This is a genomic window from Eikenella sp. NML120348 (assembly GCF_001648435.1).
Classification (GTDB): Bacteria; Pseudomonadota; Gammaproteobacteria; order Burkholderiales; family Neisseriaceae; genus Eikenella; species Eikenella exigua.
The window spans coordinates 346,353-367,051 of sequence record NZ_LXSP01000003.1 but is presented as its reverse complement, the minus strand read 5'-3'; the positions used below and the strand labels follow the sequence as shown (position 1 = coordinate 367,051).

Below are 20,699 nucleotides of genomic sequence, written 5' to 3'. Positions count from 1 at the left end.
TTAGTTGGTGAAACTGGCAGGCGTTGTGCCGCTATGGTTATTTTAACAACGGCCTTGAGGCTACCTGAAACCTGTTCTGTTGCCATGTCGATATAACGCGTGGTTATATGCTTGCATTTGGAAGGCATGCATTAATTTCAGGTAGCCTTACTGTGTGGGATTAAGGCAAAGTTTCTACTTGAAAGTTTTGGTGAAAATATAGTATAGTTAGCATCTTGGCATTTTTGGCCAAGTTTTTGTTTTGTTCAAAAGGTCGGCCAATCGTAGCTGACCCGTTGTTATATAAGGAAGAATCATGACTTTAGGTCTGGTTGGGCGAAAGGTGGGCATGACTCGCGTGTTTACTGAGCAAGGTGTTTCCGTGCCGGTAACCGTGTTGGAAATGTCTCCTAATCGCGTCACTCAAGTAAAATCCAAAGATACCGACGGCTATTTTGCTGTTCAGGTTACCTTTGGTCAGAAGAAAGTCAATCGTGTAAACAAGGCGGAAGCCGGCCACTTTGCGAAAGCGGGTGTTGAGGCAGGTCGTGGTTTGCATGAGTTTGCTTTGACTGAAGAAAAATTGGCTGAATTGAAAGTGGGCGACGAAGTAACTGTTGCTATTTTTGAAGCTGGCCAGTTTGTGGATGTAACCGGCACCTCTAAAGGAAAGGGCTTTGCCGGTACTATCAAGCGCCATAACTTTGGTGCGCAACGTGCTTCTCACGGTAACTCCCGTTCTCACCGTGTTCCTGGTTCTATCGGTATGAACCAAGATCCGGGTCGTGTGTTCCCGGGTAAACGTATGGCTGGTCAGTATGGTAATACCACTGCGACCGTGCAGCGTTTGGAAGTGGTTCGTGTGGATGCGGAACGCAATCTGCTGTTGGTTAAGGGTGCGGTTCCTGGTGCCGCCAATGGTGATGTGGTTGTTCGCCCCAGCATGAAAGTAGGTGCGTAATGGAATTAAAAGTAATTGATGCTAAAGGCCAGGTTTCAGGTAGCCTTGCTGCTTCCGATGCGCTGTTTGCCCGTGAGTATAACGAGGCATTGGTCCACCAGCTGGTTACTGCTTTTTTGGCAAATGCCCGTTCTGGTAACCGTGCACAGCTGACTCGTGCTGAAGTAAAACACTCCACCAAAAAGCCGTGGCGTCAGAAGGGCACAGGTCGTGCTCGTGCTGGTATGTCTTCCTCTCCGTTGTGGAGAGGGGGTGGTCGTGCGTTTCCAAACAAACCCGATGAAAACTTTACTCAGAAGGTTAATCGTAAGATGTACCGTGCCGGTATGGCGACTATTTTGTCCCAGTTGGTGCGTGATGAGCGCTTGTTTGTGATTGAAGAGCTGTCTGTTGCTACTCCTAAAACCAAAGCTTTTGCTGAGCAAGTGAAAAATTTGGGTATGGAGCAGGTTTTGTTTGTTACCAATCAGCTGGACGAAAACGTATATCTGTCTTCACGTAACCTGCCAAATGTGTTGGTTCTGGAAGCTCAGCAGATTGATCCGTACAGCTTGCTTTGCTATAAAAAAGTAGTGGTAACTAAGGAAGCGGTTGCACAACTTGAGGAGCAATGGGTATGAATCAACAACGTTTGATGAAAGTAATTTTGGCTCCTGTTGTTTCTGAAAAGAGCAATTTGTTGGCTGAGAAACGCAACCAGATGACTTTTAAAGTGTTGCCTGATGCAACCAAGGCAGAAGTTAAAGCTGCTGTTGAATTGTTGTTTGGTGTTCAGGTAGCCTCTGTGACTACAGTTGCAATCAAAGGGAAAGTAAAGCGTTTTGGTCGCACTCTGGGTCGCCGCAGTAATGTGAAGAAAGCTTATGTCAGCTTGGCTGCTGGACAGGAGCTGAATTTGGAATCTGTTGCAGCAGCTGCAGATAAGGAATAAATATTATGGCTATTGTAAAAATGAAGCCGACTTCTGCAGGCCGCCGCGGCATGGTTCGCGTGGTTGCAGAGGGTCTGCATAAGGGTGCTCCTTATGCGCCGCTGGTGGAGAAGAAAAACTCTATCGCTGGCCGCAACCATAACGGTCATATCACTACTCGTCATAAAGGTGGTGGGCATAAACATCACTACCGCGTAGTAGATTTTAAACGCGATAAGGATAATATTCCTGCGAAAGTTGAGCGTATTGAGTACGATCCGAACCGTACCGCTTTCATTGCGCTGCTTTGCTACGCTGATGGTGAGCACCGTTATATTATTGCTCCTCGCGGTATCCAAGCGGGTGCCGTGTTGGTTTCTGGCGCAGAAGCTGCAATCAAAGTTGGTAATGCTTTGCCGATTCGTAATATTCCGGTTGGTACCACCATCCACTGTATCGAGATGAAACCTGGCAAAGGTGCTCAGATTGCTCGTTCAGCTGGTGCTTCCGCGGTTTTGCTGGCTAAAGAAGGTGTTTACGCTCAAGTTCGTCTGCGTTCAGGTGAGGTGCGTAAGATCCATATCGATTGCCGTGCCACTGTTGGCGAAGTTGGTAATGAAGAGCAAAGTCTGAAGAAAATTGGTAAAGCTGGTGCTAATCGCTGGCGTGGTATTCGTCCGACCGTCCGCGGTGTGGTAATGAACCCTGTGGATCACCCACATGGTGGTGGTGAAGGTCGTACCGGTGAGGCTCGTGAGCCTGTCAGCCCATGGGGTACTCCGGCTAAGGGTTACCGAACTCGTAATAATAAGCGTACGGACAATATGATTGTTCGTCGCCGCTATTCAAATAAAGGTTAATTGATATGGCTCGTTCATTGAAAAAAGGTCCATATGTCGATCTGCACCTGCTGAAAAAGGTTGATGCTGCTCGCGCCGGTAATGATAAGCGTCCTATTAAAACATGGTCTCGCCGCTCAACAATTCTCCCTGATTTTATTGGGTTGACTATTGCGGTACATAATGGCCGCACTCATGTGCCTGTGTTTATTAGCGATAATATGGTTGGCCATAAGTTGGGTGAGTTTGCGCTTACTCGTACTTTTAAAGGACACTTGGCTGATAAAAAGGCTCAGAAATAAGGTGAATTATGAGAGTATCTGCACAACATAAAAATGCCCGTATTTCTGCTCAAAAAGCCCGGTTAGTTGCTGATTTAATTCGAGGCAAAGAGGTAGAGCAAGCTCTTAATATTTTGGCATTTAGCACAAAGAAAGGTGCTGAGCTGATTAAAAAGGTATTAGAGTCTGCTATCGCTAATGCTGAGCATAACGAAGGCGCTGACATTGATGAGCTTAAAGTTGTAACGATTTTTGTGGACAAGGGGCCGAGCTTAAAACGATTCCGTGCCCGGGCAAAAGGTCGTGGCAACCGTATTGAAAAACAAACGTGTCATATTAATGTGACAGTAGGAAACTAAGGAAAAGCTATGGGACAAAAAATTCATCCAACTGGCTTTCGCCTAGCTGTAAATAAAGACTGGTCATCTAAGTGGTTTGCTAAGAGCACAGAATTTGCTGCTGTATTGAAGCAGGATATCGATGTGCGTGATTATTTGCATAAGCGCTTAGCCAATGCTTCAGTAGGCCGCGTAGTGATTGAGCGTCCGGCTAAATCTGCTCGCATCACCATTCATACTGCACGCCCTGGTGTCGTGATTGGTAAAAAGGGCGAGGATATTGAGGTATTGAAGCAAGATTTGCACCAATTGCTTGGTGTTCCTGTTCATGTGAATATCGAAGAAATTCGTAAACCTGAATTGGATGCGCAAGTTATTGCTGATGGTATCGCTCAGCAGTTGGAAAAACGTGTACAGTTCCGTCGCGCAATGAAGCGCGCTATGCAAAATGCTATGCGTGCTGGAGCTAAAGGTATCAAAATTATGACTTCAGGGCGTCTGAATGGCGCGGATATCGCTCGTAGCGAGTGGTATCGTGAGGGCCGTGTGCCGTTGCATACTTTGCGAGCAGCTGTTGAATATGCCACTAGCGAGGCTCATACCACCTATGGTGTTATAGGCCTGAAAGTATGGGTTTATAAGGGCGAGACTGGGCAGTTGTTGGAAAATACCAACACTGAGAATAAGCGTAGAAAAGGAGGTGGCCGCCATGCTACAGCCGGTTAGAATGAAATATCGCAAGCAGCATAAAGGTCGCAATACAGGTGTCGCTACTAATGGATACGATGTCAGCTTTGGTAATTTTGGTTTGAAGGCAATTGGTCGTGGCAGATTAACGGCTCGACAGATTGAAGCGGCTCGACGTGCTATGACTCGTCATATTAAGCGTGGTGGGCGTATTTGGATTCGTGTGTTTCCAGATAAACCTATTACTGAAAAACCAATCCAAGTACGTATGGGTGGCGGTAAAGGCTCTGTAGAGTATTATGTCGCTGAAATCAAGCCTGGCAAAGTGCTCTATGAAATGGATGGAGTATCAGAATCCTTGGCTAGAGAGGCGTTTGCTTTAGCGGCTGCAAAATTGCCTATACGTACAACATTTGTGTCCCGGCAGGTAGGTAAATGATGAAAATGATTGATTTAAAAGATAAATCATTGGAGCAGCTGGAGGCTGATCTGGTTGGTTTGTTAAAGACGCAATTTAGTTTGCGTATGCAACATGCTACTGGCCAGCTAAGCAAGAATAGTGAGCTGAAGCGCGTTCGTCGTGATATTGCTCGCGTAAAAACCAAGTTAGCTGAGAAAGGGGTTGGCAATGAGTGATGCCAAAATTATTCGAACTTTGCAAGGTAGGGTGATCAGCGACAAGATGGATAAAACAGTAACCGTCTTGATTGAGCGCAGAGTAAAACACCCCTTGTATGGTAAGATTATCCAGCGATCCACTAAAATTTACGCTCACGATGAGCGAAATGAGTGCAAAGTGGGTGATGTGGTGGTAATTGCTGAGGGTCGCCCTTTGTCCAAGACAAAGTCATGGGTTGTCCAAAGCCTGCTTGAGAAGTCTCAAGAAATTTAGTTGTAATTTTGGTATTTTTGTAGGCGAGGTCTTGCAGTAGGAAAGAAAAGGCTGTAGACTCCTCGCCTTTCTAGCTTCTAGTTTCCTAGGAGTTTCTCCCTGTCGGGGCCAAAACTGATCTATTTTGGTAGATGCTGGTCATCTATTTGAGACTAATGATAGGTTAAGTTGGTTTTAAAAAGGTAATGACATGATTCAGATGCAGACTATTTTGGATGTGGCTGATAACTCTGGTGCTCGTCGCGTTATGTGCATTAAGGTGCTTGGTGGTTCTAAGCGCCGTTATGCAAGCGTTGGTGATGTTATTAAGGTATCGGTTAAGGATGCGGCTCCACGTGGCCGAGTGAAAAAAGGTGATGTATATAATGCTGTTGTTGTTCGTACAGCTAAAGGCATTCGTCGTGCAGATGGTGCGTTAATTAAATTTGATAATAATGCTGCTGTACTGCTGAATACTAAGCTTGAGCCTATGGGTACGCGCATTTTTGGGCCGGTAACGCGTGAATTGCGTACTGAGCGGTTTATGAAGATTGTTTCGTTGGCTCCTGAAGTGATCTGAGAGATAAGATTATGAGTAAAATTATTAAGGGCGATCATGTTGTTGTTATCTCGGGTAGAGATAAAGGTAAGCAGGGGCAAGTTACCCGTTTGTTAGGTGATAAGGTAGTTGTTGAGGGAGTGAATCTTGTTAGGAGGCACCAAAAGCCTAATCCTATGCGTAATATTGAGGGTGGTGTGGTTGTTAAAAATATGCCTATTCACATTTCAAACGTCGCTATTTATAACAAAGAGACGCAGAAAGCGGATCGAGTTGGTATTAAGTTGATTGATGAGAATGGCAAGGTTAGACGTGTGAGAGTGTTTAAGTCTAATGGTGCTGAGTTGGCTTAAGTTGAGCTAAGGAAATTTAGGTATGGCACGGTTGAGAGAGTTTTATATTGAGACGGTTGTTCCTGCGTTGATGTCGCAGTTTGGGTATAAGTCCATCATGGAGGTTCCTCGTATTGAAAAAATAACATTAAATATGGGGGTTGGTGAGGCAGTTGCTGATAAAAAAGTGATGGAGCATGCTGTTAGCGATTTGGAAAAAATTGCTGGGCAGAAGCCTGTTGTTACTTTGGCTAGAAAATCAATTGCTGGGTTTAAGATCCGTGATGACTATCCGGTTGGTTGCAAGGTTACTCTTCGTAAGGAGAGGATGTTTGAATTTTTGGATAGATTAATTTCTGTAGCTTTGCCGCGTGTTAGAGACTTTCGAGGGGTGAATAGTAAATCTTTTGATGGTCAAGGTAATTATAATATGGGTGTTCGTGAGCAGATTATTTTCCCTGAGATTGAGTACGATAAGATTGATACACTTCGTGGGTTAAATATCACGATTACTACTACTGCGAAAACGGATGAAGAGGCAAGAGCATTGCTTTCGCTTTTTAAATTTCCATTTAAGGGATAATCATGGCAAAAAAAGCTCTTATTAATCGAGAAGCTAAACGCGTTGCGCTTGCAAAAAAGTATGCTGCAAAGAGGGCTGCAATTTTTGCAGTAATTAATGATGCTGGGGTAAGTGATAAAGAGCGATTTGAGGCTCGTTTAAAGCTTCAAGCTATTCCTCGAAATGCATCACCTATTCGTCAAAGAAGACGCTGTGCTTTAACGGGTCGACCACGTGGCACCTTCCGTAAGTTTGGCTTAGGGCGTACTAAGATTCGCGAGATTGCGATGCGTGGTGAGATTCCTGGTGTTATTAAGGCCAGCTGGTAAATTTAAGGATAAATAGTAATGAGTATGCATGATCCTATTTCTGATATGCTGACTCGCATTCGTAATGCGCAGCGTGCAAATAAAGCTTCCGTTGCTATGCCTTCTTCTAAGGTGAAATGTGCAATTGCTAAAGTTCTGCAAGAGGAAGGGTATATTGATAGCTTTTCGGTGTCTTCTGGTGTGAAGCCCGTTTTGGAAATTCAGTTGAAGTATTACCTGGGAAAGCCGGTAATTGAGCAGATTAGGCGAGTTTCTCGTCCCGGCTTAAGGGTGTACAAGGGTGCAGATTCAATTCCGCGAGTTATGAATGGGTTGGGTATTGCTATCGTTAGTACATCCAAGGGCGTGATGACTGGGCATAAGGCTCTTGCCTCAGGTGTGGGTGGTGAGTTGTTGTGCATCGTGGCTTGACTTTAAGTGGCCAATTAAGGAGCTTTATTTAAAATGTCTCGTATAGCAAAAAATCCAGTGCATGTCCCTGCTGGTCTTGATGTTGAGCTTGGGGCTGGTAAGTTGGTAATAAAGAATAAGAGTGACAAGTTAAGTGTTGCAGTGCCTAGTAGTATCTTGGTTCAGTTTGCTGATGGGCAGTTAGTATTTTCTGCTGTTACTGATACTAAAGAAGCAGATACAATGTCAGGTACTATTCGGGCGATTGCAGCTAACATGGTTAAAGGGTTGGCTGAAGGATTTGAGAAAAGGTTACAGTTGGTTGGTGTGGGGTATCGTGCACAGGCCCAGGGCTCTACCTTAAATCTTTCTTTGGGATTCTCGCATCCTGTTGTTTATGATATGCCAGCAGGTGTGTCTGTTCAGACACCGTCTCCCACGGAGATAGCGCTGAAGGGCGCCAATAAGCAAATTGTAGGGCAGGTAGCAGCTGAAATTCGTGGTTTTCGACCTCCTGAGCCTTATAAAGGTAAGGGTGTACGCTATTTGGACGAAGTGGTAGTTTTGAAAGAAGCAAAGAAAAAATAGCTAAGGAATTGCATTCATGGATAAGTATACTAGAAGAGCTCGTCGCGCGCATAAAGCGCGTGCGCGCATAAAGCAACTTGGAGAGATTAGGTTGTGCGTATTTCGAAGTAATAACCATATTTACGCACAAATAATTGATGCAAGTGGTGGTATTGTTTTGTCTCAGGCTTCCACAGTAGAGTCAGAGGTAAGAAAAAGCTTAGACTCATGCAGTAATGTTCAAGCTGCATCTTTAGTGGGTAAAAGAATTGCGGAAAAAGCTAAAGCATTAGGTATTGAAAGAGTTGCTTTTGATAGATCTGGTTTTCAGTATCATGGGCGTGTCAAAGCATTGGCAGAGGCCGCTCGTGAAAATGGCCTGAATTTCTAGGATAATAGTTACAGATTTGAGGATCAGATAATGGCAAAGCAAGATATTGAAGAACGTAATGATGGCTTGATTGAAAAAATGGTTGCCGTTAATCGTGTCACCAAGGTGGTTAAGGGTGGTCGAATCATGGCGTTTTCAGCACTGACAGTGGTTGGTGATGGTGATGGCCGTATCGGAATGGGTAAGGGTAAATCTAAAGAAGTACCTGCTGCGGTTCAGAAAGCTATGGATCAGGCTAGACGTTCAATGATTAAGGTATCATTGAATAATGGAACTATTCACCACGAGGTGGTTGGTAAACATGGTGCTACAAAGGTGTTTATGCAGCCTGCAAAAGAAGGTAGTGGTGTAAAAGCCGGTGGCCCAATGCGACTAATTTTTGAAGCAATGGGGGTTCATAATATTTCTGCAAAAGTACATGGTTCTACTAATCCATATAATATCGTTCGAGCCACTTTAGACGGTTTGGTAAAATTATATACCCCGAGTGAGGTGGCAGCTAAACGCGGTATGTCTGTGGAAGAGTTAGGGGTTTAAGATGAGTACGCAAAAGACAATTATTGTAACGCTTACTAAGAGTTTGATTGGTACGGTTAAATCTCATCGGCAGTGTGTCCAGGGCTTGGGTTTGCGCCATCGGCATCATTCAGTTGAAGTGTTAGATACTCCTGAAAATCGTGGAATGATTAATAAAGTAAGTTATCTCTTGAAGGTTGGGGGCTAATTATTTATGTTTTTGAATACAATTCAACCATCTGCAGGCTCTATCCATGTTAAGCGTCGTGTTGGACGTGGTATTGGTAGTGGTCTTGGTAAAACGTGTGGTCGTGGACATAAAGGGCAAAAAAGCCGTGCTGGTGGATTTCATAAGGTTGGTTTTGAAGGCGGGCAGATGCCTCTTCAACGCCGCCTTCCCAAGAGGGGTTTTAAGCCAATCTCTTCTTTGAAAGCAGCAGTTATTACTTTGTCTGACTTGAATAAAGTAAATGGTAAAGAGGTTGATATCCTAACATTAAAACAAAACGGCTTATTAAACTCTGAGGTGAGCGCGGTTAAAGTGGTTGCTACTGGGTCTATTGCTAAAGTACTTACTGTTCGTGGCGACGTTAAGGTTACCAAAGGTGCTCAGGCAGCTATTGAGGCTGTTGGTGGGGTTGTAGAGTTGTCTTGATATTTGTTGAAAATACCGAGAGGTGGCTGTAATTAGGAATTTAGCAAGAATGAATGATTTGAGAAGACGCCTGTTATTTTTGCTCGGGGCTCTTATCGTCTTTAGGGTAGGGGCTCATATTCCTGTACCTGGAGTCAATGCTGCAGCACTCGCTAATAGTTTTAAGGAAGGTAATGCCGGTATCTTGGGGATGCTTAATCTCTTCTCTGGTGGTTCTTTAGAGAGGTTTAGTATTTTTGCCATAGGAATTATGCCATATATTTCAGCATCTATTATTATTCAATTGGTTGCTGAGGTACTACCATCGTTAAAGGCCTTGAAAAAGGAAGGGGAAGCGGGACGCCGAGCTTTGACCAAATATACTCGTTGGGGAACTCTGATTGTTGCGATAGTACAAGCATTTACAGCGGCAGCGTTTGTTTATCAGCAACCAGATCTTGTAGTGATTGGACGGTCAGAGTTCTACATTTCTACAATTACGTGTCTGGTAACCGGAACCATGTTCTTGATGTGGCTTGGAGAGCAGATGACTGAGCGTGGTATTGGTAATGGTGTTTCATTATTAATTACAGCAGGAATTGTGGCTGCTCTCCCTAGCGCGGTTAGTAACTTGTTGAATCTGGCAATTACTGGTGCTAGTGGCTATGGGGCAATTCTTTTTGTATTGTTCGGTGGGTTGTGCCTGATCTATATAGTTGTTTATATTGAGAGTGCTCAGCGTAAGATTCCTATTCATTATGCGCGTCGACAAATCGGGAACCGAATTGTACAAGGACAGAAAACCCATTTGCCATTTAAAATAAATATGGCAGGCGTGATTCCTCCAATTTTTGCATCTAGCGTAATTTTATTCCCGTCTCAAATTATTGGGTGGTTGGATAAAAGAGTGGATGGTAATGTATTTGTTGATTTTATCGCTGCTAATCTTTCCCCAGGTAAATCTTTATATTTGGTAGTATTTGCAGCGGCCATAATTTTCTTCTGCTATTTTTATACTGCGTTAGTATTTAGCCCAAGAGAAATGGCTGAGAATTTGAAGAAAAGTGGGGCTTTCATCCCAGGTATTCGGCCAGGTGAACAAACCTCAAATTATTTGGAAAAAGTGGTTATGCGCCTTACCTTCTTTGGTGCGTTGTATATAACTATTATTTGCTTGATTCCAGAGTTTGTTACGGGAGTGCTCGGCATTCCATTTCATTTGGGTGGAACGTCTCTTCTTATTTTGGTTGTTGTTACTATGGACTTTGGTACTCAGGTTGCTTCCTATCGTATGAATCAGCAGTATGAGCATTTAATGAGGAAAGGTTCAGCTAAGAAGTAATTGTACTATGTAAGTAAAGAGATTATGGCTAAAGAAGATACTATACAAATGCAGGGCGAGGTATTGGAGACTTTGCCTAATGCGACTTTTAAAATTAAACTGGAAAATGGCCATGAAGTATTAGGACATATTTCTGGGAAGATGCGAATGCACTATATCCGGATTTCACCTGGTGATAAGGTTACTGTAGAAATGACACCTTATGACTTATCCCGTGCTCGTATCGTTTTTCGAGCTCGTTAAATCATGAAAAGGAAAATAAATGCGTGTTCAACCATCGGTAAAGAAGATTTGTCGCAATTGCAAGGTTATTCGTCGCAATCGCGTTGTGAGAGTGATCTGCACAGATCCACGTCATAAACAGCGACAAGGCTAATTGTTTAAAATAAAATATGCTATGCTTGTGTAGCTTTTCGTCTTAAAAGGAAACGAAGAATGGCTCGTGTTGCAGGAGTGAATATTCCTAATAATGCCCATGTTGTAATTGGTTTGCAGGTAATTTATGGTATTGGCGCCAGTCGCGCAAAATTGATTTGTAATAATGCAGCTATTGCTCCTGATATTAAGGTAAAGGATTTGACAGAGGGGCAGTTAGATGCTTTGCGTGAGCAGGTTGCGCAGTATGAAATTGAAGGTGATCTGCGTCGTGAAATTACTATGAATATCAAACGACTGATTGATATGGGTTGTTATCGTGGGTTTCGTCACCGTCGTGGTTTGCCATGTCGTGGGCAGCGTACTAGGACTAATGCCCGTACTAGAAAAGGTCCTCGTAAGGCAATTGCAGGCAAAAAGGGTTAGGAGATTAAGTTAAATGGCTAAAGCAACTACAGTTGCGCGTGCGCGTAAAAAAGTACGGAAAGTAGTGAATGATGGTATTGTCCATATTCATGCCTCTTTTAATAATACTATAATTACCATTACTGATCGACAGGGTAATGTTCTGTCTTGGGCTACATCTGGTGGTGCAGGGTTTAAAGGATCTCGTAAAAGCACCCCTTTTGCCGCTCAGGCAGCTGCTGAAGCAGCTGGTAAGGCTGCGCAGGAATATGGTGTGAAAAATTTGGAAGTTCGCATTAAAGGGCCTGGGCCTGGTCGAGAGTCTTCTGTTCGTTCTCTAAATGCTATCGGTTTTAAGATTGTAAGTATTACCGATGTTACTCCATTGCCTCATAATGGATGTCGTCCACCTAAAAAACGTCGTATTTAATCTGGAGTAATTAACTTATGGCACGTTATATTGGCCCTAAATGCAAATTAGCTCGTCGTGAAGGTAGCGATCTTTTTTTGAAAAGTGCGCGCCGTCCTATTGAGTCAAAATGTAAACTTGAAAACGCTCCTGGTCAGCATGGTGCAAGAAGAGGTCGTTTGTCTGACTATGGTATTCAGCTACGTGAGAAACAAAAAATCCGTAGATTATATGGTGTGTTAGAGAGACAGTTCCGCCGTTATTTTGCTGAATCCTCACGTCGTAGGGGTGCGACTGGCGAGCTGTTGTTGCAGCTGCTTGAGTCACGTTTGGATAACGTGGTATATCGCATGGGTTTTGGTTCTACTCGTGCGGAAGCTCGTCAGTTGGTATCCCATAAAGCAATTTTAGTGAATGGCGAAGTAGTTAATATCCCGTCTTTCCAGGTAAAAGCGGGAGATACTGTCTCTGTGCGGGAAAAAGCTAAAAAACAGGTTCGTATCCAAGAATCATTGCAATTGGCTGCTCAAATTGGCTTGCCAAGCTGGGTTTCTGTAGATGTCGATAAGCAAGAGGGCGTATTTAGAAATATGCCTGACCGTGCTGACTTGTATAGTGATATTAACGAGCAGTTAGTGGTTGAGTTTTACTCAAAATAATTTCATTGGCTCAAAAAAGGGGGCAGTTAAATGCAAAACAGCACCTATGAATTTCTGAAGCCGCGACAGATTGATGTAGATGCTTTGTCTGCAACGCGTGCAAAAGTTTTTATGGAGCCATTTGAGCGGGGTTTTGGTTATACATTAGGCAATGCGTTGCGCCGTATATTGCTATCATCAATGAATGGTTTTGCACCTACAGAGGTGGTAATTGACGGTGCACTGCATGAATATTCTACTTTAGATGGTGTTCAGGAAGATGTTGTAGACATATTGCTGAATATTAAAGGAGTGGTATTCAAGCTTCAGGGACGTGATTCGGTCCAGGTTAGCTTAAATAAATCAGGTAGTGGGGTAGTAACTGCTGCTGATTTGGAATTGCCGCATGATGTGGAAGTAATTAATCCAGAACATGTTATTTGCCGCTTGTCTGATAATGGCAAGATTGAACTGACAATTACTGTAGAAAAGGGTCGTGGCTATCAAACTGTTAGTAGCAGGGATGATGACCACAAGCAAATTGGCGCTATTCATTTGGATGCCAACTTTTCTCCTGTTCATCGTGTTAGCTTTGAGGTTCAGGCTGCTCGTGTGGAGCAGCGGACGGACTTGGATTGTTTGGTTTTAGATATTGAAACCAATGGTGCAATTGATCCGGAAGAGGCAGTGCGTCGAGCAGCTCGGATACTGATTGATCAAATGTCGGTATTTGCTGACTTGGAAGGGACACCGGTTGAAGAGTCTAAAGAAGAAGCTCCGCATATCGACCCGATTCTGCTACGCCCAGTAGATGATTTGGAATTGACTGTTCGTTCAGCGAATTGCTTGAAAGCTGAAGATATCTACTATATTGGTGATTTGATTCAGCGAACCGAAACCGAATTGCTGAAAACCCCGAATCTTGGCAGAAAATCTTTAAACGAGATTAAAGAAGTATTGGCTTCAAAAGGCTTGACCTTGGGCTCAAAATTGGATGTGTGGCCACCTGTTGGTTTAGATAAGCCTTAATATTTAATTGAAAAGGATAATAAAATTATGCGTCATGGTAATGCCAACCGCAAATTAAACCGCACAAGCAGCCATCGTGCAGCGATGTTGCGTAATATGGCTAATTCGCTTTTAACCCATGAAACTATTGTAACTACTCTGCCTAAGGCTAAAGAGTTGAGACGAGTAGTAGAGCCTTTGATTACTTTGGGTAAGAAGCCTTCTTTGGCTAATCGTCGTACTGCCTTTAACAGAACTCGCGACAGAGATGTTGTAGTGAAACTGTTCGATGAGTTGGGTACTCGTTTTGCCAGCCGCAATGGTGGTTATGTTCGTATTTTGAAATATGGCTTCCGTAAAGGTGACAATGCGCCGTTAGCATTGGTGCAATTGACCGATTTGGCCGCTGAAGACTCAAATACTGAGGCTGCATAACTGTTTGATTGAGCTGTTGCTGAAAGCTGAATTCTGTGGATTACATAGAATTCGGCTTTTTTTATTTGTTGGGCTTTGAATTAAGCTTTATATTTGTTCCAAATAGGGATGAGACAAGGTGGTAAGTTGCGGACAGCACAGAGGAGTGTGGCAAAGCAAACTAAATTTATATTCTATTTATGCAACAATTAAATGGCCAACTCCTTCTTTCTTCAAAGCTCTCTTCTGAAAGGCGTTGAATCTAATCGTCCCATATTTGGAATCATGCACAACTCCGCTACTTTTGCTGAACTTCGGTGTAGTATCCTATCTTGATGGACAGGACACTAATCCCGTTTATTCAGTGCTCTCAATTCTTATGATTGGCACACTATTTTCAGGCAGCTTTGTTCGTATTCCAGCTGCGGATACTAATCTACCCCCGCAATAGCTATCTGCTACACCTCCTATCCAAGCATCGGTATAATCCCTTAAGGTTAGCCAGATCCACCAATCGGCCGGCTAAATACATTCCCAATATAAGGCAGTATAGCAAGCTAATACATAGCCAAGACTAGGCTAATTTGCTAGCAACCCTGTGTACAAAATGCTTTCCTGCAACCAACACACCAATTATCTAATAAGGATACCCACCATGCCCTACCAAGTACAGCTTCCCATCGTTATCACGCCTGCTGATCTGCCTCTACATTGCAGCGGCCCCACGCACGAAGCCTGGGATGGCCAACCGTGTGTATTTTTGCCGATTACCTCCAACGGCAGCATCGAATGCTCGTATTGTGGCAGCATCTATCAGCTCAACGGCGAAGTAGGTGGGCATCACTAACGCTCTGGTTTTAGTATAGTGGGGCAGTTCGCAACTGTTACCGCCTTGGCCCTCTTAGCATTACTACAGGAATCCCTCTATAACGGCATACCAAAGCCGCCAGAGTCTGCCTGAAAAATGTCTACGCCGCTGTTCTATAGCGAACGTTAAATTCATTCGCTATATCCCGCCGATTCCTTGCCATGCCCAAAAATATCCTCATCATCTCTCCTTCTTGGATTGGCGATTGCGTGATGACGCAGCCGCTTTACCGCCACCTGCGCGAATTGCATCCCGGCTGCCGGATTGACATATTTGCGCCCAAGTGGTCGATGGCCGTGTTCGAACGCATGCCCGAAATCAACCGGATTTTGGAAAACCCCTTCGCTCACGGCGCATTGCGGCTGCGCGAGCGTTGGCGGCTGGGCAAAGAACTGGCGCGGTGCGGTTATGACCAAGTGATCGTGTTGCCCGGCTCATTTAAATCCGCGCTGATTGCCCGCGCCGGTGGTATCGCGCAGCGCACCGGCTATGTGGGCGAGAGCCGCTATCTGCTGCTCAACGACATCCGCAAGCTGGATAAGGCCGCGTTGCCGCTGATGGTTGATCGTTACACCGCCTTGGCCTACCCGAAAGGCGTGCCGTTCGAACCGCGCCCCGGCGATTTCCCCCGCCTCGCCGTTTCCGCTGCTGCCAGCGAAGCCGCCATGCAGACACATGGTTTGGACAACGCCCGGCCAATCGCCGCCTTCTGCCCAGGTGCGGAATACGGCCCGGCCAAACGCTGGCCGCCGCGCCATTTTGCCGCGCTGGCCAAACGCTATGCCGCCGAAGGCTATCAGATTTGGTTGTTCGGCTCGGCCAAAGACCATGAAACCGCCGAAGAAGTGCAGCGGCTTTCAGGTAGCCTCTGCACCAATTTGTGCGGGCACACCAGCCTTTCCGAAGCCATCGATTTGCTCGCCTTGGCGCAAATCGTGGTGTGCAACGATAGCGGCCTGATGCATCTGGCTGCCGCGCTGAGCCGCCCGTTGGCCGCCGTCTATGGCTCGTCCAGCCCCGAGCACACCCCACCCCTGAGCCCGCACGCGCAGGTGGTGAGCCTGCACCTCGAGTGCAGCCCCTGTTTCAAGCGCGAATGCCCGCTGGGCCACACCGACTGCCTCAATAAGCTCGAACCGGAATTGGTGCACCAAGCAGGCTGCCGTGCCATCTGCTCTCGCTTCCCCGAACAAACGCCGGAAACCCCCGCAAAATGAGTGTGCCCACCACCTTAGTCTGGTTCCACCACGACCTGCGTACCGACGATCAGCCCGCCCTGCAAGCAGCCGCCCGCAGCGGCCGTCCGCTGCTCGGCCTGTATGTCTGGCCGAGCGAAAGCACGCTTACGGCGCGGCGGCGCTATTTTATTTGGCAGAGCCTGCGCGATTTGCAGGCGCGGCTGGCCGAGTGCGGTATTCCGCTGTATGTGCGTGAAGGCAATCCCGTGCAGGCGGTGGCCGAAACGGCGGCACATTGCCGCGCGGTGGAAATAGTGTGTGCAAGCGACGGGGCTGGGCAGGGCGCATTACGTGCCGCGCTGGAAAAGCAGGGCTGCCGTTTGTACAGCGTGGCCGACGGCTTATTGCAGCCGCCCTTCCAATTTATCCGTGAGCCGTATTTCAATGAGCCGGCCTTTGCCGCGTTTCAGGTAGCCTGGCAGGCCGCGTGTGTTGAACAATATGCCTCTTGGCAAGCGCCGATCTGGCCTCCGCCGGATTTGGCTGCGCAGCAGCAAAGGCTATCTGAAAATTTGAAAATCGCCGCGCTGCCTGTTGTCCCTCGAGCCGTGCTCACCATTCCCGGTGGCGAAACTGCCGCCCAGCAGCAGCTGGCCGAATTTTTGCCGCGCCTGCCGTATTACGCCGTGCTACGAGACCTGCCCGCCCAACACGGCAGCTCGCAGCTCTCGCCGCATCTGGTGCTCGGCACGCTGTCGGTGCGCCGAGTGTGGGCATCAGCCGGTAACGTGCCTGATGCCGCCGCTTGGCACGAAGCTTTGGCACGGCGCGAATTTTGGCAGCATTATTTCCGCCAATATCCCGATGTGTTGCAGCATGGCCTGCCCGAACACCGCGCCGCCGGGCAGACCAATCAAGCACTGCTGGCCGCTTGGCAGCAAGGCATAACCGGCTACCCGCTGGCCGATGCCGCCATGCGCCTCTTGCGCGATACCGGCTGGCTGCCGCACAGCCTGCGCCGTTTCTGCGCCGCCTTTTTCTGCCGCGTGCTGGGCGGCCGCTGGCAGGATGGTGCCGACTGGTTTGCCTGCCAGCTGCTGGATTTCGAGCCCGCCGCCAATAGCGGCAACTGGCAGCTGGCAGCCGGTTTGGGCGGCAAGCGGGTTGAGCGGCAGCCCTTCAACCCCGTGGTTTGGTCGCAAAAGCTCGATCCCGACGGCCAATTCATTCGCCGCCATTTGCCGCAGTTGGCGCACCTCGATAGCCGTCGTATCCATGCCCCGTGGCTGGCCGCAGCGGAAGTGAACACCAACGGCTACCCTACGCCGGTGGCCGATTATCGGGCGCGGTAAGGCCGGGATACTAAGAGGCTACCTGAGAAACAGAGATGGTTTAACTTTGTTGCAGCTTTCAGGTAGCCTCAGCTTTTGTGCGAACGTTTATGGCTTTGGCGATATAATGCCGCCTTTCCACAACCAACGACTGCTTGCCATGTACCGATTGATGAGCGATGCCGCCAACCTGATGCGGCTGCGATTGCGCCCTGCCGAAGAATACGCCTACTCACTGCCGGATTGCCTGGGCGCGCTGGTGATGGTGGCTGCCGTGAATACAGCGATGCTTTCGCCCGTGCTGACCGGGCAATACGGCATGATGGTGTTTGTGTTTTGCCTAAATTTGGTGAAATGGCCGGTGTTTGCCGGCGTGATGACCCGGCTGATGGGCGCACTCGGTGGCCGGCGGCAATCCTTGTGGGGCTACACGCTGCTCACCGATGTGCTCACCGTGCCAGCCTTGTTGGTGCTGTATGTGCCTGCTTTGGCGCTGTTGCTGCAAGTTTGGATGGCTTGGGCGTTTGCCGTGGGTGTGATGGGCTATGCCCGCCTCTGCGGCGTGCGTCTGTGGCAGGTGTTGCTGGGCTATTTTGCCGGTTTCTGTACTTTATTGGTAACGGCCATGGTCGTTATGGTATTGTTTGCTTCGGCCGGTATCATCAACCAAACGCAATTGGAGCAGAATATGCAGCGCTGGCAGGAGCAGATGAGCGCGCCACAGCAACAGAAATAAACGGCTGCTTGAGCATATGAAAAGGCTACCTGAAAACAAATTTTCAGGTAGCCTTTTGCTTGCAGGTATATGCTGCTTAACGGCCGTCTATCCGGCGTATGGCGGCATCCACTTTGGCTCGGCGCTCGGTTTCCTTGGCGCGGGTTTGGTGCAGCAGTTCTGCAGCGGAGATGCCGCGTTTGGGGGCTTCTACAGCGGCGTATTCGGCCATTTTGCTGTCGAGATAGGTTTCAATCTCACGGCGCAGACGGGCGCGTTCGACTCGGCTCTCGGCGCACAGTTTGCCCAAATCAGCGTTGGTGGGGCGGGCCGTATGGCTTTGATTTGGAGATTGCCTAGCTTGCTGGCGGCATTGATCCACTTTGGGGTGGTTAAACAGCAGTATCATGGATAAATCGTTGAAATAGCTTGATGCTTCCGGGCTTTCCCGATAACAGAGCGTGCCGTTGGCCAAGGTGTTGGTATCTTTAATTAGCTGCTCGCACTCGGCAGCCAGTGAGGCATGGTCGGTGCCTGGCCGGGTTTGAGCAAAGGCAGGCACGGCGAAGGAGGCCAGTAGCAGGAGGGCGAGGGATTTTTTCATAATATTGATTCCTCTAGCAGAGTTGCTTCAGCAAGAAACGGCAGTAGAATGTATCAGAAAAGGCTATCTGAAAGCAAGGTTTCAATGCAGCACAGTAGTGTAGTGTCTGCGAAGCTAACAATTTTCAGATAACCTTTCCGCATTTAGCAAACCTTATCCCCGGGCTGAGCACCAGTATCGGGGCTGAGGATACGGGAGGAGCCGTCTGGCAGTTCGGCGGAGAGAATCATGCCTTCGGATACGCCGAATTTTGCCATTTTGCGTGGGGCGAAGTTGGCGACGGCGATAACCATGCGGCCGTTCAATTCGGTAGGGTTGGGATAAGACGCGGCGATGCCGGAGAAAATGATGCGTTTTTCAAAACCGAAATCGAGGTCGAATTTTAAGAGTTTGGTGCTGCCTTCGACGGCTTCGCAGTTCAATACTTTGGCAACGCGCATGTCGATTTTCATGAAGTCGTCGAAGCTCGCTTGTTCGGTAACTTTTTCGTATTTGCTCTCTTCGGCGGCAGGCGCGGGGGTCGTCTGAATGCTTTGTTTGTTGGCTTCGATTAAATCGTCCACTTGTTTTTGCTCCACTCGTTGCATTAAATGTTCGTATTTGTTGATGGCGTGTTCGCCTAGGGTTTCGCGCGTGTTCGCCCAGATAATCGCGTCCAGATTGAGGAAACGCGCGGCGTTGGCGGCGGTTTGCGGCAACACGGGGGCGAGGTAGGCGGTCAGCATGGTGAAGGCGTTGATGAGTTCGCTGCATACTTCATGCAGGCGTTCGTCCTGACCTTCCTGTTTGGCGAGCTCCCACGGCTTGTTGGCATCGACGTATTCGTTCACCGCGTCTGCCAATGCCATGATGTCGCGCAGGGCGCGAGCGTATTCGCGGTTTTCGTATTGCTCGGCGATGTCGTCGCTTTCGGCAGCGAGTTTTTGCAATAACAGGCTACCTGAAACGTCTTTCAGACGGCCTTCAAAGCGTTTGGCCAGAAAGCCTGACGCGCGGGCGGCGATATTGACGTATTTGCCGACGAGGTCGCTGTTTACGCGGGAAATAAAGTCTTGCAGGTTCAAATCGATATCTTCGATTTTGCTGTTGAGTTTGGCGGCGATGTAGTAGCGCATCCACTCGGGGTTCAGACCTTGTTCCAGATAGGATTTGGCGGTAATGAAGGTGCCGCGCGATTTGGACATTTTTTGTCCGTCCACGGTCAGGAAACCGTGTGCGTACACGCCGGTCGGGGCGCGGTGGCCGGAGAAATGCAGCATGGCGGGCCAGAACAGGGCGTGGAAATAGAGGATGTCTTTGCCGATGAAGTGGTACATCTCGGTTTGGCTGTCGGCTTTGAAGTATTCGTCAAAATCGATGCCGATACGGTCGCACAGGTTTTTAAACGACGCCATGTAGCCGACAGGCGCGTCCAGCCAAACGTAGAAGTATTTGCCCGGCGCGTCGGGGATTTCGAAACCGAAATATGGCGCGTCGCGAGAGATGTCCCAGTCGGACAGGGTGGTTTCTTCGCCTTCGCCCAGCCATTCTTTCATTTTGTTGAGGGCTTCGGCTTGCAGATGGGGCTTGCCGTCGTGCGGGTTGTTGCCGGAAGTCCATTCTTTCAGGTAGCCCGCGCATTTGCCCAGTTTGAAGAAGAAGTGTTCGGATTCGCGCAATTCGGGTTTGGCACCGGAAACGGCGGAATACGGGTTAATCAGTTCGGTCGGGGAATAGGTCGTGCCGCAGACTTCGCAGTTGTCGCCGTATTGGTCTTGGGCGTGGCATTTGGGGCATTCGCCTTTGACGAAGCGGTCGGGCAGGAACATTTGTTTTTCAGGGTCGAAAAGCTGCTCGATGACACGGCTTTCGATTTTGCCGTTGGCTTTCAGCGCGCGGTAAATCTGTTCGGAAAACTGTTTGTTTTCAAGTGAATGGGTGCTGTAATAATTGCTGTAGCCGATGTGGAAGCCGGTGAAGTCGGCGATGTGCTCTTCGCGCACTTTGGCAATCATGTCTTCGGGCGCGATGCCTTGTTTTTGCGCGGCCAGCATCACGGGCGTGCCGTGGGTGTCGTCGGCGCAGCAGTAGTGGCACTCGTGGCCGCGCAGTTTTTGAAAGCGCACCCAAACGTCGGTTTGAATGTGTTCGACCATGTGGCCGAGGTGGATGCTGCCGTTGGCATAGGGTAGGGCGGAGGTAACCAAGATTTTACGTTGCAGTGATTTGGTCATGATTAGCGGTTGTTGGAAAGATGGAAATGGGCGGTATTATGCCACAAAGGGCC

General features: G+C 47.8%; 33 protein-coding genes and 1 pseudogene. 32 read left to right on the top strand and 2 right to left on the bottom strand.

Annotated elements, in window-relative coordinates:
* The first annotated feature begins 295 nt into the window (after positions 1-295).
* The 32 genes from rplC (at position 296) to A7P99_RS06870 (ending at position 17,850) form a co-directional block, all read left to right on the top strand.
* Entirely contained in the window at positions 296-940 is a 645-nt protein-coding gene (gene rplC / locus A7P99_RS07015) for a 50S ribosomal protein L3 (protein WP_067442691.1), read from the top strand.
* On the top strand, positions 940-1,560 hold the full coding sequence (rplD, locus tag A7P99_RS07010) for a 50S ribosomal protein L4 (RefSeq protein ID WP_067447416.1): 621 nt from the start codon (positions 940-942) through the stop codon (positions 1,558-1,560). Before rplC ends, rplD begins: the two co-directional genes overlap by 1 nt.
* Complete coding sequence (gene rplW, locus A7P99_RS07005; protein ID WP_197481763.1) at positions 1,557-1,871, top strand: 50S ribosomal protein L23; 315 nt, start codon at positions 1,557-1,559, stop codon at positions 1,869-1,871. Before rplD ends, rplW begins: the two co-directional genes overlap by 4 nt.
* 5 nt (positions 1,872-1,876) lie before the next feature.
* Positions 1,877-2,710, top strand: a complete 834-nt coding sequence (rplB, locus tag A7P99_RS07000; protein ID WP_067447418.1) for a 50S ribosomal protein L2 — start codon at positions 1,877-1,879, stop codon at positions 2,708-2,710.
* A 5-nt stretch (positions 2,711-2,715) separates the two neighbouring features.
* Positions 2,716-2,991 carry a 30S ribosomal protein S19 gene (rpsS, locus tag A7P99_RS06995; protein WP_003823801.1) on the top strand — a complete coding sequence of 92 codons (276 nt, stop codon included), beginning with the start codon at positions 2,716-2,718 and terminating at the stop codon, positions 2,989-2,991.
* Between the two features lie 8 nt (positions 2,992-2,999).
* Complete coding sequence (gene rplV / locus A7P99_RS06990; protein WP_064083613.1) at positions 3,000-3,329, top strand: 50S ribosomal protein L22; 330 nt, start codon at positions 3,000-3,002, stop codon at positions 3,327-3,329.
* A 9-nt stretch (positions 3,330-3,338) separates the two neighbouring features.
* On the top strand, positions 3,339-4,034 hold the full coding sequence (rpsC, locus tag A7P99_RS06985) for a 30S ribosomal protein S3 (protein WP_067444103.1): 696 nt from the start codon (positions 3,339-3,341) through the stop codon (positions 4,032-4,034).
* The gene (gene rplP / locus A7P99_RS06980) at positions 4,018-4,434 is read left to right on the top strand and encodes a 50S ribosomal protein L16 (protein WP_003823806.1); all 417 of its coding nucleotides are present in this window, start codon (positions 4,018-4,020) and stop codon (positions 4,432-4,434) included. Before rpsC ends, rplP begins: the two co-directional genes overlap by 17 nt.
* The gene (gene rpmC, locus A7P99_RS06975; RefSeq protein ID WP_035573964.1) at positions 4,434-4,631 is read left to right on the top strand and encodes a 50S ribosomal protein L29; all 198 of its coding nucleotides are present in this window, start codon (positions 4,434-4,436) and stop codon (positions 4,629-4,631) included. Before rplP ends, rpmC begins: the two co-directional genes overlap by 1 nt.
* Complete coding sequence (rpsQ, locus tag A7P99_RS06970; protein WP_067442697.1) at positions 4,624-4,887, top strand: 30S ribosomal protein S17; 264 nt, start codon at positions 4,624-4,626, stop codon at positions 4,885-4,887. Before rpmC ends, rpsQ begins: the two co-directional genes overlap by 8 nt.
* Before the next feature lie 190 nt (positions 4,888-5,077).
* Positions 5,078-5,446, top strand: coding sequence for a 50S ribosomal protein L14 (gene rplN / locus A7P99_RS06965; protein ID WP_067442699.1), 369 nt, complete (start codon positions 5,078-5,080; stop codon positions 5,444-5,446).
* A gap of 11 nt (positions 5,447-5,457) precedes the next feature.
* On the top strand, positions 5,458-5,778 hold the full coding sequence (gene rplX, locus A7P99_RS06960; RefSeq protein WP_067442701.1) for a 50S ribosomal protein L24: 321 nt from the start codon (positions 5,458-5,460) through the stop codon (positions 5,776-5,778).
* A 22-nt stretch (positions 5,779-5,800) separates the two neighbouring features.
* Positions 5,801-6,340: a 50S ribosomal protein L5 gene (rplE, locus tag A7P99_RS06955; RefSeq protein ID WP_067442703.1), complete on the top strand. Its 540-nt coding sequence runs from the start codon at positions 5,801-5,803 to the stop codon at positions 6,338-6,340.
* A gap of 2 nt (positions 6,341-6,342) precedes the next feature.
* Positions 6,343-6,648 (top strand): 30S ribosomal protein S14, encoded by a 306-nt coding sequence (gene rpsN, locus A7P99_RS06950; RefSeq protein ID WP_049259020.1) that lies wholly within the window; start codon positions 6,343-6,345, stop codon positions 6,646-6,648.
* A gap of 18 nt (positions 6,649-6,666) precedes the next feature.
* Positions 6,667-7,059 (top strand): 30S ribosomal protein S8, encoded by a 393-nt coding sequence (gene rpsH / locus A7P99_RS06945; RefSeq protein ID WP_067447420.1) that lies wholly within the window; start codon positions 6,667-6,669, stop codon positions 7,057-7,059.
* A 33-nt stretch (positions 7,060-7,092) separates the two neighbouring features.
* The gene (gene rplF / locus A7P99_RS06940) at positions 7,093-7,626 is read left to right on the top strand and encodes a 50S ribosomal protein L6 (RefSeq protein WP_067447422.1); all 534 of its coding nucleotides are present in this window, start codon (positions 7,093-7,095) and stop codon (positions 7,624-7,626) included.
* A 16-nt stretch (positions 7,627-7,642) separates the two neighbouring features.
* Complete coding sequence (gene rplR, locus A7P99_RS06935; protein WP_067442706.1) at positions 7,643-7,996, top strand: 50S ribosomal protein L18; 354 nt, start codon at positions 7,643-7,645, stop codon at positions 7,994-7,996.
* Between the two features lie 30 nt (positions 7,997-8,026).
* Positions 8,027-8,533: a 30S ribosomal protein S5 gene (gene rpsE, locus A7P99_RS06930; RefSeq protein ID WP_067442707.1), complete on the top strand. Its 507-nt coding sequence runs from the start codon at positions 8,027-8,029 to the stop codon at positions 8,531-8,533.
* A gap of 1 nt (position 8,534) precedes the next feature.
* Positions 8,535-8,720, top strand: coding sequence for a 50S ribosomal protein L30 (gene rpmD / locus A7P99_RS09730; protein WP_082881547.1), 186 nt, complete (start codon positions 8,535-8,537; stop codon positions 8,718-8,720).
* Positions 8,721-8,726: 6 nt separating this feature from the next.
* On the top strand, positions 8,727-9,167 hold the full coding sequence (rplO, locus tag A7P99_RS06925; protein ID WP_067442709.1) for a 50S ribosomal protein L15: 441 nt from the start codon (positions 8,727-8,729) through the stop codon (positions 9,165-9,167).
* Between the two features lie 49 nt (positions 9,168-9,216).
* A complete protein-coding gene (secY, locus tag A7P99_RS06920) occupies positions 9,217-10,488 on the top strand; it encodes a preprotein translocase subunit SecY (RefSeq protein WP_067447425.1) in 1,272 nt (423 codons plus the stop codon).
* A gap of 24 nt (positions 10,489-10,512) precedes the next feature.
* Positions 10,513-10,731: a translation initiation factor IF-1 gene (infA, locus tag A7P99_RS06915; protein ID WP_049259017.1), complete on the top strand. Its 219-nt coding sequence runs from the start codon at positions 10,513-10,515 to the stop codon at positions 10,729-10,731.
* Between the two features lie 19 nt (positions 10,732-10,750).
* Entirely contained in the window at positions 10,751-10,864 is a 114-nt protein-coding gene (gene rpmJ, locus A7P99_RS09725; RefSeq protein WP_049259016.1) for a 50S ribosomal protein L36, read from the top strand.
* Between the two features lie 59 nt (positions 10,865-10,923).
* Positions 10,924-11,289 carry a 30S ribosomal protein S13 gene (gene rpsM, locus A7P99_RS06910; protein WP_067447427.1) on the top strand — a complete coding sequence of 122 codons (366 nt, stop codon included), beginning with the start codon at positions 10,924-10,926 and terminating at the stop codon, positions 11,287-11,289.
* Between the two features lie 13 nt (positions 11,290-11,302).
* Positions 11,303-11,698, top strand: coding sequence for a 30S ribosomal protein S11 (gene rpsK / locus A7P99_RS06905; RefSeq protein WP_067687065.1), 396 nt, complete (start codon positions 11,303-11,305; stop codon positions 11,696-11,698).
* Positions 11,699-11,715: 17 nt separating this feature from the next.
* A complete protein-coding gene (gene rpsD / locus A7P99_RS06900; RefSeq protein WP_067442716.1) occupies positions 11,716-12,336 on the top strand; it encodes a 30S ribosomal protein S4 in 621 nt (206 codons plus the stop codon).
* A 30-nt stretch (positions 12,337-12,366) separates the two neighbouring features.
* On the top strand, positions 12,367-13,344 hold the full coding sequence (gene rpoA / locus A7P99_RS06895; RefSeq protein WP_067442718.1) for a DNA-directed RNA polymerase subunit alpha: 978 nt from the start codon (positions 12,367-12,369) through the stop codon (positions 13,342-13,344).
* A gap of 27 nt (positions 13,345-13,371) precedes the next feature.
* Entirely contained in the window at positions 13,372-13,758 is a 387-nt protein-coding gene (gene rplQ / locus A7P99_RS06890; RefSeq protein WP_067444105.1) for a 50S ribosomal protein L17, read from the top strand.
* A gap of 634 nt (positions 13,759-14,392) precedes the next feature.
* Positions 14,393-14,584: a zinc-finger domain-containing protein gene (locus A7P99_RS06885; protein ID WP_067687062.1), complete on the top strand. Its 192-nt coding sequence runs from the start codon at positions 14,393-14,395 to the stop codon at positions 14,582-14,584.
* A 182-nt stretch (positions 14,585-14,766) separates the two neighbouring features.
* The gene (gene waaF, locus A7P99_RS06880) at positions 14,767-15,822 is read left to right on the top strand and encodes a lipopolysaccharide heptosyltransferase II (RefSeq protein WP_067447430.1); all 1,056 of its coding nucleotides are present in this window, start codon (positions 14,767-14,769) and stop codon (positions 15,820-15,822) included.
* 2 nt (positions 15,823-15,824) lie between these two features.
* On the top strand, positions 15,825-17,135 hold the full coding sequence (locus A7P99_RS06875) for a deoxyribodipyrimidine photo-lyase (protein ID WP_197481762.1): 1,311 nt from the start codon (positions 15,825-15,827) through the stop codon (positions 17,133-17,135).
* 106 nt (positions 17,136-17,241) lie between these two features.
* Positions 17,242-17,850, top strand: a complete 609-nt coding sequence (locus A7P99_RS06870; protein WP_067528246.1) for a hypothetical protein — start codon at positions 17,242-17,244, stop codon at positions 17,848-17,850.
* Positions 17,851-17,926: 76 nt separating this feature from the next.
* On the opposite strand, the gene A7P99_RS06865 is transcribed toward A7P99_RS06870, so the two are convergent.
* Entirely contained in the window at positions 17,927-18,433 is a 507-nt protein-coding gene (locus tag A7P99_RS06865; RefSeq protein ID WP_067528244.1) for a hypothetical protein, read from the bottom strand.
* A 143-nt stretch (positions 18,434-18,576) separates the two neighbouring features.
* Positions 18,577-20,652: pseudogene (metG, locus tag A7P99_RS06860) on the bottom strand (methionine--tRNA ligase); the annotation flags it as partial.
* Positions 20,653-20,699: the final 47 nt, after the last annotated feature.